Raw genomic sequence first — 11,021 nt, forward strand, 5'->3', positions numbered from 1 at the left:
GCATGCGACGTCCCGTAGCATGAGCCGGATGCCCGACCGCCAGCGCCGTCGATACGCGCCGCGGCTTCCACGCGAGCAACGGCAGCAACAACTGCTCGATGCGGCCATGACAGTCCTTGCCGACTGCCCGTTGCAGGAGCTCAGCATGGAGGCCGTCGCGGAGGCGGGCGGTGTCGGTAAACCCGTGCTGTACACCGCATTTGACACCCGAGCGGAGCTGGTCGCCGCCCTGCTGACCCGCGAGCACCAGCGCGGCCTTGAGCAGGTGCGTGCGGCGATGTCCACGGACCCCTCAGCCGGCGACCCCAACCGGGTCTACCCGGCCGCGATGTCCGCGTTCCTGCGCTGCGCGCTGGAGAATCCGACCCGATGGCGGCTGATCCTCACGGCGCCCGACAGCGTGCCCCGCGAATACCGCGCGGCGCTGCGCAGCGCCCGCTCCGAAGTGGTGACGCAGGCCGAGCAGTTGGCCAAGGCCGGTACGGCGACGGACCCGCGCCTGGCGCAACTCGACCCGGCCCTGCTCGGGCACACGATGCTGTCGTTCGCGGAGATGCTGGGGCGCCTCGCCATCAACGATGCGACACCCTATCCGCGCGAACGACTCGAGCAATTCGCCATGGTGGCGATGACCATGTTCGCGGGAGCGGGCTGACCGCTATCCCTGGCCGCAGGCCGCCAGCACCAGCTCCCGCACACGGGCAGCGTCGGCCGAACCCTTGGTCGCCTTCATCACCGCACCGACGACCGCACCGGCGGCCTGCACCTTGCCACCGCGGATCTTCTCGGCGATATCGGGATTGGCCGCCAACGCCTCGTCGACAGCCGCCTGGATCAGCGAATCGTCGCGGACCAGCGCCAGGCCGCGATCGTTCATCACCTGTTCGGGCTCACCCTCGCCGGCCAGCACCCCCTCGACCACCTGGCGGGCCAGCTTGGTGGACAGCTTCCCGTCGTCGACCAGCTTCAGCACCGCCGCCACCTGCGCGGGCGTGATCGGCAGCGCATCGAGTTCGACGCCACTTTCGTTGGCCTTCTGCACCAGGAAGTTGCCCCACCAGGCGCGCGCGCCCTCACTGGAGGCGCCGTGTGCGACGGTGGCGGCGACCAGCTCGACGGCGCCGGCGTTGACCAGGTCGCGCATCACCTCGTCGGAGATGCCCCAGTCCTGTTGAATTCGCTTGCGCGCCAACCACGGAAGCTCGGGGATGGTGGACCGCAGCCGGTCCACCAGCTCATCGCTCGGCGCGATGGGCTCGAGGTCGGGCTCCGGGAAGTAGCGGTAGTCCTGCGCGGTTTCCTTGCTGCGGCCCGCGGTGGTGTACCCGTCCTCGTGGAAGTGGCGGGTCTCCTGCGTCACGGTGCCGCCCGCCTGCAGCACGGCGGCCTGCCTGCGCATCTCGTAGCGCACGGCGACCTCGACGCTCTTGAGCGAGTTGACGTTCTTGGTCTCGGTCCGGGTGCCGAATTCCTCGGCACCCTTGAGCTTGAGCGACACGTTGGAGTCGCAGCGCATCGACCCCTGGTCCATCCGCACGTCGGAAACGTCCAACGCGCGCAACAGGTCCCGCAGCGCGGTGACATACGCGCGAGCGATCTCCGGGGCCCGCTCGCCGGTGCCCTCGATGGGTTTGGTGACGATCTCGATCAGGGGAACGCCGGCGCGGTTGTAGTCGGCCAGCGACGTGGTGGCGCCTGCGATGCGGCCGGTGTCACTGCCCAGGTGGGTCAGCTTGCCGGTGTCCTCCTCCATGTGCGCGCGTTCGATCTCGACGCGCCAGGTGGTGCCGTCGTCGAGCGGGACGTCGAGGTAGCCGTTGACCGCGATGGGTTCGTCGTACTGCGAGATCTGGTAGTTCTTGGGCTGATCGGGGTAGAAGTAGTTCTTGCGGGCGAACCGGCCCCACGGCGCGATCTGGCAGTTCAGCGCCAGTCCGATGCGGATCGCCGACTCCACCGCGGCCTCGTTGAGCACCGGCAGGGAACCGGGCAGGCCGAGACACACGGGGCACACCTGGGTGTTGGGCTCGGCGCCGAACTGGTTGGCGCAGCCACAGAACATCTTGGTCGCCGTGGAGAGCTCGACATGCACCTCCATACCCATCACGGGCTCGTAGGCGGCGAGCACGTCGTCGTAGTCAACAAGTTCCGCGGCAACAGACATGGACACGATCCTAATTGGACGGGTTCAGGCCAGGCCTGGGTGCACTCCCGGAGTCAGTCCCGCCGCCGCCGACATGCGCTGCAGCGCGGTGAGCAGCGCCGCCCGCTGCTCCTTCGACAGCGGCGCGGTGATCTGATCCTCCAGGTCACGGACCACCCGGTCCAGGCCGGGCAGCACATCGCGGGCGTTCTTGGTGAGCGACACCGCGAACGCCCTGCGGTCCGCCGGATGCGGTAGCCGCTCGACCAGGCCCTGCTCCTCGAGCGCGTCGACCATGGCCACCATCACGTTGCGGTGCAGCCCCAGACGTACCGACAGCTCACGCTGCGACTGCCCGTCGGTCTCGGCGAGAGCGAGCAGGATCGCGGTGGCCCGCGGGTGGATGCCCAGCGATTCGAGCCGCCGTTTGAACTCGTCGGCGACGTGTGACCCGAGCTGTGACAGCAGGAAGGGGATGCGCTCGTCGAGCGCGGCGATGCCGGTCGGGTCCTGCGTCATGCCCGGACACTAGCACCCGACGGGATTGTCATCTATCGTGACTATCACAATTAATGATCACTTTGGAGGTAGTCATGCGCATCGCGATCTTCGGGGCCAACGGCGCGACCGGGCGGATCCTCACCAGGCGGGCGCTCGACGCGGGCCACTCGGTGATCGCCGTGACCCGCCATCCCGAGCAGTTCCACATCACCGATCCCAAGCTGACCATGGCGGGAGCCGACGTCCGCGACCTCACGGCCGTCACCGCCGCGGTCGAGGGCACCGACGCCGTGCTGTCCACCCTCGGCGTCACGTTCACCATGGCGCCGGTCGACACATACTCCGTCGGCGTGGCCAACATCGTCAGCGCGATGCGCACGGCCGGCGTCGATCGGCTCGCCGTCGTGAGTTCCACCGCGATTGCCGACTATCCGGGCCGAACCGACACACCGTTCGCCTTGCGCGTGGTTCAGCCGGTGATCAGCAGCGTCTTCGGCAAGACGCTCTACGCCGACATGCGCCGGATGGAAGACATCGTGGCCGACAGCGGACTGAACTGGACGATCGTGCGGCCCTCCGGACTGTTCGACCTGCCGGATGTCACCGAATACCTTGCCGGACAACGTGACCCGGTCGGCGCGTTCACGTCGCGCACCGACCTCGCCGACTATCTGCTGAAACTCGCCGAATCACCGGAAAGCGGTGCGACCGTGACGATTTCGACGACAGTCGACACCCCGTCAATGTGGCAGCTGCTGCGCCGCGAGGCCTTCAAGAGCGCGTGACTTCTCCGGCGAGCAGACACTCGGGTCCGCGAAGCGCCGCGTGTCGCGTACCGCAGCGTCTGCTCGCCCGGGAAACTCAGCCGAAGAACTCGGCGGCGTCGTCATACCGGTTCTGCGACACCAGCTTCAGCCTGCGGGTGGCGTCGGCCAATGCCACCCGCTCGATGTTCTCGCCCCGCAGCGACACCATCATCCCGTACTCGCCGGCATGCGCGGCGTCGGCGGCGTTGACCCCGAACAGGGTGGCCAGCACCCGGTCGTAGGCCGTCGGCGTCCCGCCGCGCTGCACGTGACCGAGCACCGTGGTGCGCACTTCCTTCTTGATCCGCTTCTCGATCTCGACGCCGAGCTGGTGGGCAACGCCGGTGAACCGGACATGGCCGAACTCGTCGATACCGCCGTCGCGCAGCTGCATCGACCCCTCGGCGGGCTTGGCACCCTCGGCGACGACGCAGATGAAGTGCGAATCACCGCGCTGAAAGCGCTGTTTGATCAACCGGCAGACCTCTTCGACATCGAAGGGATGCTCGGGGATCAGCGTCATGTGCGCACCGGAGGCCATGCCGGCATTCAGTGCGATCCACCCGGCGTGACGACCCATCACCTCGACGAGCATCACCCGCTGATGAGATTCGGCGGTGCTGTGCAGGCGGTCGATGGCCTCGGTGGCGACTTGCAGCGCCGTGTCGTGGCCGAAAGTGACGTCGGTGCAATCGATGTCGTTGTCGATGGTCTTGGGCACGCCCACCACCGGGACGTTCTCCTCGGACAACCAGTGCGCCGCGGTCAACGTGCCTTCCCCACCGATCGGGATCAGCACGTCGATGCCGTTGTCCTCCAACGTCCGCTTGATTCGGGGTAGCCCGGCCCGCAGCTCGTCGGGATTCACCCGCGCGGTGCCCAGCATGGTGCCGCCCTTGGCGAGCAACCGATCATTGCGGTCGTCGTTCTTGAGCTGAACCCGCCGGTCTTCCAGCAGACCTCGCCACCCGTCCTGGAACCCGACGACCGTCGAGCCGTACCGAACATCACACGTACGCACCACCGCGCGGATCACCGCGTTGAGACCGGGACAGTCGCCACCGCCGGTCAAGACTCCGATCCGCATCAGTCAGCTGCTCCTCGTGTGCGCATGTGCTCTATCTTGCCCGGCGGGCCACTGGCCTGCCGGGCAAGGGTCAAAACTGCTGGTAGGTCTACGCTCGCCGGACTCAGAGGGCGCTCGGCATCGGGCCGCGAGCCGCTTCGTAGGCAGCGCCGACCCGGTAGAGCCGGTCATCGGCCAGAGCCGGGGCCATGATCTGCAGGCCGACCGGCAGCCCGTCGTCGGGCGAGAGCCCCGACGGAACCGACATGCCGCAGTGCCCGGCCAGGTTCAGCGGCAAGGTGCACAGGTCGAACAGGTACATCGCCAGCGGATCGTCGACCTTCTCCCCGATGCCGAACGCCGTGGTGGGAGTCGTCGGCGTGACCAGAACGTCGACGGTTTCGTAGGCGCGTTCCAGATCGCGGGCGATCAGCGTCCGGACCTTCTGGGCCTGGTTGTAATACGCGTCGTAATACCCCGCCGACAGGGCGTAGGTACCGATCATGATGCGCCGCTTGACTTCCGGACCGAAACCAGCGGCCCGGGTCAGCGCCATGACCTCTTCGGCGCTGTGCGTGCCGTCGTCGCCGACCCGCAGGCCGTACCGCATGGCGTCGAAACGCGCCAGGTTGCTGGACACCTCCGAGGGCAGGATCAGGTAGTAGGCCGCCATCGCGTGATCGAAGTTCGGGCAGTCGACCTCGGTGACCTCCGCACCGAGCGCGGTGATCTGCTCGACAGCCGCGTTGAACGACGCGAGCACGCCGGACTGATAGCCCTCACCGCGCAGCTGCTTGACCACACCGACCCGAACGCCCTTGAGGTCGCCCTGGGCGCCGGCCTTGGCCGCCCCCACCACATCCGGCACCGGCACGTCGACCGAGGTCGAGTCATGGGGATCGTGGCCGGCGATGACCTGGTGCAGCAGCGCGGTGTCGAGCACCGTGCGCGCACACGGGCCGCCCTGATCCAGCGACGATGCGCAGGCGATCAGGCCGTAACGACTGACCGTGCCGTAGGTGGGTTTGACGCCGACGGTGGCCGTCAGCGCCGCCGGCTGCCGGATCGACCCGCCGGTGTCGGTACCGATGGCCAGCGGCGCCTGGAACGCCGCCAGCGCCGCCGCACTGCCACCGCCGGAGCCGCCAGGCACCCGGTCGGTGTTCCACGGGTTGCGCGTCGGGCCGTACGCGGAGTTCTCGGTCGAGCTGCCCATGGCGAACTCGTCCATGTTGGTCTTGCCGAGGATCGGGATGCCGGCCGCGCGCAACTTGGTGGTCACCGTCGCGTCGTACGGTGAGCGCCAGCCCTCCAGGATCTTCGACCCGGCCGTCGTCGGCGCATCGGTCGTGGTGAACACGTCCTTGAGCGCCAACGGCACCCCGGCCAGCGGCGACGGCAGCGTCTCACCGGCAGCGACCTCGCGGTCGACGGCGGCGGCCGCAGCCAGCGCCTCCTCGGCGCCCACGTGGAGGAACGCGTGGAAGCGCTCATCGGTCGCGGCGATCTGGTCCAGGTGCGCCTGGGTGACCTCGGTGGAGGTGACCTCGCCCGCGGCGATCTGGGCGCCGAGGGTCGCTGCGTCATAGCGTGTGAGATCGGTCATTCTGCTTCTCCCAGGATCCGCGGCACCGCGAACCGCCCGTCCTCCGCCTTGGGCGCCGCGGCCAGCGCCTCGTCCTGGGTCAGGCACGGCTCGACGACGTCGGGCCGCGTGACGTTGACGTCTTTGAGTGGGTTGTCGGTGGCCTCGACGCCGGTGACGTCGACGGACTGGATCCGGCCGACGTGGGCAAGGATGGCGTCGAGCTGGCCGGCGAAACTGTCCAACTCGTCATCGGTCAGCGCCAGCCGGGCCAGATGCGCCAGGTGGGCAACCTCGTCTCGGGAGATCTGCGACACGACAAAGCAGCCTAGTCACTGCGCCAAAGCCGGTGGCAGCGGGCAGGAGAGAAGCCGCCGCGGGCGAGCCGCTCGGAATGCCCGCGCCGCACCGTTGTGCGACAGTGTTGCGCGTGCCTTCCTATCTGCTGCGGGTCCAGCTGGAGGATCGTCCAGGCCGCCTCGGTTCGTTGGCGGTCGCGCTGGGTTCCGTGGGTGCTGACATCCTGTCGCTCGACGTCGTCGAGCGCAGCGCGGGATTCGCGATCGACGATCTGGTGGTCGAGCTGCCCGCCGGGTCCATGCCCGACGCCCTGATCACCGCGGCCGAGAACTTGACCGGCGTCTACGTCGACAGCATTCGGCCGCACACCGGCCTGTTGGAGGCACACCGCGAACTCGAACTGATCGACCACGTCGCGGCCGCCACAGGACGCGCCGCACGGCTTCAGGTCCTCGCCGAGGAAGCGGCCCCCGTGCTGCGGGTCGGCTGGTGCACGGTGCTGCGGGCGACCGCATCCGGAGTCGAGCGACTGGCGGGCAGTCACGGCGCACCCGAAACCCATCTGCCGTCGGCACCCTGGCTGCCGCTGCAACACGCGCAGACGCTGAACGGCACCGCGGACTGGGTACCGCAGCTGTGGCGCGACATGGACACCACCCTGGCTGCCGCACCACTGGGTGACCACGACACCGCCGTGCTGCTGGGCCGCCCGGGCGGCCCCGGGTTCCGTCCGTCAGAGGTGGCCCGGCTGGGCTACCTGGCCGGCATCGTCGCGACGATCCTGCGGTAGGTCGCCTCAGTACACGCCGAAGGGCATGCTCTTGCCCGCCACCACCTTGAAGTGCTTGTTGTGCAATTCGGCGACGGTCAATCCGGACCTTCTGAACGTGAACTCGACTGCCTGCGTCGCTTGCGGCCCCAGCACCGCGGGCGCCATCGCGTCAGACGCCACCTGCACACCGGAATCATCGAAGGCACCGACAGTCAGGACGAAAATGTGGGCGACATCCATCTTGCTCGTCAGCTTTGCATGCAGCACCGGCCGACTTGTGGCGCCCGCACTGAAATCACCGAAGTCGACCTGCACTTCGTTGGCCATGATGTCGTTGATGTCGCTGTTCGGCCGCCCGTAGATGTCCGGAGATCCTGAATCTTCTGCCGCGACAGAGGCTTCCGATGCAGCCCTGAGGTGAGGTTCGAGGACCGTGAAGGCCCCGAGGGCGACCGCCAAGGCAGATATCACCACCCCTGCGAGCGGGGCGAACCGGACACTCGAAACGTCCGCGGCGCGCAGCACCGCAACGACACCCAGGGCCAACCCCGCCCCGGCGACAACGACACTCACCGGGCCCCAAGGAAAATACGCGAGCGCGACGCCGGCGACGGCGAAGACCAACGATGCGATGGACCAGCCCAGCCAATCACGCGTGGCGCCGGAACGGGTAGTGGGTCGCGGGTACATCAGCGAGTCACCCTGTCGTAGTGCGACTCCGCGCCGATCACCCGGAACGTCGCGCCGTCCTTCAATCGTTTGGCCTGCTCGACCGATACCCTCCCCGGCAGAAACATGATGATCTCCTCGGATGCGCCGCCTGCGAGCGTGACCAAATCGCTGCTGCCGGCGATCTGGGTCGAGCCGTCACCCTCGAAGCCGGCAATGGCGAGGTGGAATGTGGCCGGGAGGTCCCGCTTGTTCGTCACGGTGACCGTCAAACCGTAAGACGGTAGCGTCGTGGTTTCGTTATACGAGAACGAGCCGATCTCCACACCGAGGTCATTGCGCAGGACGTCGGCTGTGGTGGCGTTGACACCCGTTGCAGCGGTTGCCGTTTCGCCTCCACGGTGATCCCGGTAGACGAAGCCCATCCCGGCTGTCACGCCGATGGCAAGTATCGATACCACGATTCCCGCGACGGCGGTGGTCGCCGAACCGTCCGGAATCCGGCGTCTGGGAAGCCAGGCAATGAGCACGGCGACCACCCCGAAGATCCCTGCCACGGCCCCGACCCACCCGGCGGGCCGCGGGGTGAGCGCCACGAGCACACCACACACACCCAAAATCACCGACACCACCGACCACGTGTGGAAGAACGGGTCGGCGGGGCAGGCCTTCGGGCCGGGTCTGTCGGCTTGTGCTGGTGGTGCGCCGAGCACAGGCGGCCCGTATCCGCCGGCGGGGGCGGTGTATTGCGGCACTGAATATCCGGGGGACTGCGGAACATTCGGATACCTGGGGGTCTGCTGGCCCTCGAAGGCACCCCACGGCCTGTTTGGATCAGTCATGGTGTCGTGACCTCACGTCGTCACTGCGGCGGTATCGAAAAGGCGGTGAGCACACGGAACGTCGCATTCTTGAGACGGCCGTATTGAAACTCCGACTTCATCCGGCTGAACGCCGTCTCCACCTTCTGCTCACCGGCGTTCAGGGTCGCACCCACTGTGTCGGAGGCGAGCTGGTCGGTGCCGTCGAACGCGACGACCAACACGCTGAAGGTCCTCGCCGACGTGAGCCGGTTCGTCAGGGTCACCGGGAGTCGACCGGGAGCCGAATCAGCGCCCGTGGCTTCGTATTTACTCACCTGTACGTCCAGTTCCTTGCTGAGCACCGTCTCCGTGTCGGAACGATCCTCCTTGGCTTGCGCCTGCTGCTGCGCGAGTGCAGGCGGCGGTGCGGCGGCCGGCTCGGTGTGCACGAACACCATGACGACCCCGACAACGGCCGCGATGGTCGACGTTGCGATCCCTGTGATGGCCGGTGCGGGGCTGCCGCCCCGCCGCCGGAGCAACCCAACGGTTCCCATCGCCACACCGGCCAAGCCCAGAACCGCCCCGAGCGCACTGACGTAGAACGGAATGAACGCGAGCACAAGGGCACCGACGCCGACCGCGATCGAGACGACGGCCCACGCGGACACGGGTTCTGGCTCATCGCCGGGTTCTGGAGCGAGGCCGTAATGACCGGCACCGGGCGGAGGGTACGGGGTCGGGCTGTTGAACGGTCGAGTCATGGTCGCGTCACCTCACACCGGCCTACTCCACGCCTGCACCACGCGAAACGTCGAGGAGCGCAGGCGGTCGGCGACGGCGGCATTCGGTATGCCGATATCGAAATAGTCGACGGTGGTGGTGGCGTGCGCGTCGAGCGCGCCCGGCTCGAGTCGCAGCGTGCTGCACACCTGGGTGTGCTCCCCCTCGAATCCAGCGACGCTGACGTCGTATTGCCGAGGCTTGTCCAATTTGTTCCGGAACGTTACGGGCAGACGTCCACGGATGGTCGGGCCGTCCACCTTGTAGTCGAACGTCCCGAAACTGACGTCCAGTTGGTCGCGCATGACGACGGTGGTGTCCTTGGTCTCCCCCGAGACCGGGCCGTCGGACGTCGAATCCCGATGGCCACCAGGCTGATTGACGTCGATCAGCACGCTGACCACCACCAGGACACCCGCGAGACCGGCCGCCACCACACCGGTGACCGCAGGCAAGGAAGGTTGCACACCTGCACGGCGAACTCGCCTCAGCGCGAGGATTCCGGCCGCCAGAGCCCCCATTCCTAGTGCCGCACCGATGAATCCGACCCATGACGGGATACCGGTGTAGAACGGCGTCAGCGCCACCGCGACAGCGACGACTCCGGTGACGGCGGACGCGATCGACCATCCTGCGGCGACCGAGGTGGCGCGCTGCGCCGGCGCGGGTACCAACGGCGGCTGCGTGGGTGCGGCGAAAGCGCCCGCCGGAGGTCCCATGGGCATCGACGGCCCGAACGGATCCGCGAACGGATCGCCGTGTCCGCCACCGTAACCCGGCGGCCCGAAATTACTCATGGCCGTCCAATCCTCTCCCTGATACGTGTCAGTAGGTGTTGCATTTCGCGGTGGTCACTTCGAACGAAGCCGCTCGCAGCTGATCAGCCTTGGATCGCGCGAGTGTCGCATCAGAGGGGAACAGGTTTTGGCGCACAGTGCCCTTCGCACTCACGGCCGCCTCGACAAAGAACTCGTCGACGGTGGCGTGTTGAGGCCTGCCGCGTGCCTGAATACGAAAGTTGCAGGTGCGCGGAATATCACGCTTGCTGGTGATGGTGACCTCCACGCGGGGATTGCGGACTTCGGGATCCCCGCCGGCGTCGGTGTACGGCCCGAAGTCCACCACCATCTCGTTCGTGAGCACCAACTCGGTGTTGCCGTTGTAACGGGGTATGACCTCGGCCGGTCCGGATGGCGGCGTCGACGTCGGGGTCGGTGTCGGCTCGGCCGGCGCCGGAAGGGGCGCAGGTGACCGGTAAAACGCGAAGAACATCACCACCGCCAGTACCATCGCGAGCACCGACGCGATGATCCCGGAGATCGCAACCACCGGGTTGCGCTGCTCGCGCTGGACCGCCTGCACACCAACGATTCCGGCGAACACGCCGAAGATCCCGACCGGTACCGCGACAAATCCGATTCCCGACGGGAAGAAGGCCAACGCGACGCCGGCCAACCCGACGAACAATGAAACCGACGGCCACCGCGAGCCCGGCTGCTCGGGCGGCGGCGCCTGCTGCGGTTGACCGAACGGGTCGAAGGCCCCGTGGTCCATCGGCCAGCTGTTGCCCCACTGCGTCATTGCGCGTTCACC

General features: G+C 67.5%; 13 protein-coding genes. 3 read left to right on the forward strand and 10 right to left on the reverse strand.

From position 1 onward, the window contains the following. Nucleotides 1-28: 28 nt before the first annotated feature. Nucleotides 29-655: a TetR/AcrR family transcriptional regulator gene (locus BTO20_RS23630; RefSeq protein ID WP_087078519.1), complete on the forward strand. Its 627-nt coding sequence runs from the start codon at nucleotides 29-31 to the stop codon at nucleotides 653-655. Between the two features lie 3 nt (nucleotides 656-658). Here BTO20_RS23630 and gatB read toward each other — a convergent pair whose 3' ends face one another. Together gatB and BTO20_RS23640 are read right to left on the reverse strand one after the other, a co-directional pair. Continuing rightward, entirely contained in the window at nucleotides 659-2,164 is a 1,506-nt protein-coding gene (gene gatB / locus BTO20_RS23635) for an Asp-tRNA(Asn)/Glu-tRNA(Gln) amidotransferase subunit GatB (protein WP_087078520.1), read from the reverse strand. Between the two features lie 24 nt (nucleotides 2,165-2,188). Further along, nucleotides 2,189-2,662: a MarR family winged helix-turn-helix transcriptional regulator gene (locus BTO20_RS23640; protein WP_087078521.1), complete on the reverse strand. Its 474-nt coding sequence runs from the start codon at nucleotides 2,660-2,662 to the stop codon at nucleotides 2,189-2,191. 74 nt (nucleotides 2,663-2,736) lie between these two features. On the opposite strand from BTO20_RS23640, the gene BTO20_RS23645 reads away from it, so the two are divergent. Continuing rightward, nucleotides 2,737-3,429 carry an NAD(P)-dependent oxidoreductase gene (locus tag BTO20_RS23645; protein WP_087078522.1) on the forward strand — a complete coding sequence of 231 codons (693 nt, stop codon included), beginning with the start codon at nucleotides 2,737-2,739 and terminating at the stop codon, nucleotides 3,427-3,429. 76 nt (nucleotides 3,430-3,505) lie between these two features. Here the strand turns inward: BTO20_RS23645 and BTO20_RS23650 are convergent, their stop codons facing one another. From BTO20_RS23650 to gatC, 3 genes are all read right to left on the reverse strand, one after another. Then, nucleotides 3,506-4,537 carry an ATP-dependent 6-phosphofructokinase gene (locus BTO20_RS23650; RefSeq protein ID WP_087078523.1) on the reverse strand — a complete coding sequence of 344 codons (1,032 nt, stop codon included), beginning with the start codon at nucleotides 4,535-4,537 and terminating at the stop codon, nucleotides 3,506-3,508. 103 nt (nucleotides 4,538-4,640) lie between these two features. Beyond that, nucleotides 4,641-6,122, reverse strand: a complete 1,482-nt coding sequence (gatA, locus tag BTO20_RS23655) for an Asp-tRNA(Asn)/Glu-tRNA(Gln) amidotransferase subunit GatA (RefSeq protein WP_087078524.1) — start codon at nucleotides 6,120-6,122, stop codon at nucleotides 4,641-4,643. Next, the gene (gatC, locus tag BTO20_RS23660) at nucleotides 6,119-6,418 is read right to left on the reverse strand and encodes an Asp-tRNA(Asn)/Glu-tRNA(Gln) amidotransferase subunit GatC (RefSeq protein ID WP_029366064.1); all 300 of its coding nucleotides are present in this window, start codon (nucleotides 6,416-6,418) and stop codon (nucleotides 6,119-6,121) included. Before gatC ends, gatA begins: the two co-directional genes overlap by 4 nt. Nucleotides 6,419-6,531: 113 nt before the next feature. On the opposite strand from gatC, the gene BTO20_RS23665 reads away from it, so the two are divergent. Then, a complete protein-coding gene (locus BTO20_RS23665; protein WP_087082554.1) occupies nucleotides 6,532-7,191 on the forward strand; it encodes an ACT domain-containing protein in 660 nt (219 codons plus the stop codon). Between the two features lie 6 nt (nucleotides 7,192-7,197). Here BTO20_RS23665 and BTO20_RS23670 read toward each other — a convergent pair whose 3' ends face one another. From BTO20_RS23670 to BTO20_RS23690, 5 genes are read right to left on the reverse strand one after another with little or no spacing between them, the layout of a single operon-like run. Continuing rightward, nucleotides 7,198-7,863, reverse strand: a complete 666-nt coding sequence (locus BTO20_RS23670; RefSeq protein WP_087078525.1) for a hypothetical protein — start codon at nucleotides 7,861-7,863, stop codon at nucleotides 7,198-7,200. Next, complete coding sequence (locus tag BTO20_RS23675; RefSeq protein WP_157680313.1) at nucleotides 7,863-8,684, reverse strand: rhomboid family protein; 822 nt, start codon at nucleotides 8,682-8,684, stop codon at nucleotides 7,863-7,865. Before BTO20_RS23675 ends, BTO20_RS23670 begins: the two co-directional genes overlap by 1 nt. A gap of 20 nt (nucleotides 8,685-8,704) precedes the next feature. Beyond that, entirely contained in the window at nucleotides 8,705-9,409 is a 705-nt protein-coding gene (locus tag BTO20_RS23680; RefSeq protein ID WP_087078527.1) for a hypothetical protein, read from the reverse strand. Between the two features lie 12 nt (nucleotides 9,410-9,421). Then, nucleotides 9,422-10,225 (reverse strand): hypothetical protein, encoded by an 804-nt coding sequence (locus BTO20_RS23685; protein WP_087078528.1) that lies wholly within the window; start codon nucleotides 10,223-10,225, stop codon nucleotides 9,422-9,424. Between the two features lie 28 nt (nucleotides 10,226-10,253). Beyond that, nucleotides 10,254-11,009, reverse strand: coding sequence for a hypothetical protein (locus BTO20_RS23690; RefSeq protein ID WP_087078529.1), 756 nt, complete (start codon nucleotides 11,007-11,009; stop codon nucleotides 10,254-10,256). Between the last annotated feature and the right edge of the window lie 12 nt (nucleotides 11,010-11,021).

Source organism: Mycobacterium dioxanotrophicus (genome assembly GCF_002157835.1).
In the GTDB taxonomy this organism is placed as follows: Bacteria; Actinomycetota; Actinomycetes; order Mycobacteriales; family Mycobacteriaceae; genus Mycobacterium; species Mycobacterium dioxanotrophicus.

What these genes read in the sequence shown, in the direction of transcription:
- BTO20_RS23630 (WP_087078519.1), top strand. Translation starts at nt 29, where the DNA reads ATGCCCGACCGCCAGCGCCGTCGATACGCGCCGCGGCTTCCACGCGAG.
- gatB (WP_087078520.1), bottom strand. Translation starts at nt 2,164, where the DNA reads ATGTCTGTTGCCGCGGAACTTGTTGACTACGACGACGTGCTCGCCGCC.
- BTO20_RS23640 (WP_087078521.1), bottom strand. Translation starts at nt 2,662, where the DNA reads ATGACGCAGGACCCGACCGGCATCGCCGCGCTCGACGAGCGCATCCCC.
- BTO20_RS23645 (WP_087078522.1), top strand. Translation starts at nt 2,737, where the DNA reads ATGCGCATCGCGATCTTCGGGGCCAACGGCGCGACCGGGCGGATCCTC.
- BTO20_RS23650 (WP_087078523.1), bottom strand. Translation starts at nt 4,537, where the DNA reads ATGCGGATCGGAGTCTTGACCGGCGGTGGCGACTGTCCCGGTCTCAAC.
- gatA (WP_087078524.1), bottom strand. Translation starts at nt 6,122, where the DNA reads ATGACCGATCTCACACGCTATGACGCAGCGACCCTCGGCGCCCAGATC.
- BTO20_RS23670 (WP_087078525.1), bottom strand. Translation starts at nt 7,863, where the DNA reads ATGTACCCGCGACCCACTACCCGTTCCGGCGCCACGCGTGATTGGCTG.
- BTO20_RS23675 (WP_157680313.1), bottom strand. Translation starts at nt 8,684, where the DNA reads ATGACTGATCCAAACAGGCCGTGGGGTGCCTTCGAGGGCCAGCAGACC.
- BTO20_RS23680 (WP_087078527.1), bottom strand. Translation starts at nt 9,409, where the DNA reads ATGACTCGACCGTTCAACAGCCCGACCCCGTACCCTCCGCCCGGTGCC.
- BTO20_RS23685 (WP_087078528.1), bottom strand. Translation starts at nt 10,225, where the DNA reads ATGAGTAATTTCGGGCCGCCGGGTTACGGTGGCGGACACGGCGATCCG.
- BTO20_RS23690 (WP_087078529.1), bottom strand. Translation starts at nt 11,009, where the DNA reads ATGACGCAGTGGGGCAACAGCTGGCCGATGGACCACGGGGCCTTCGAC.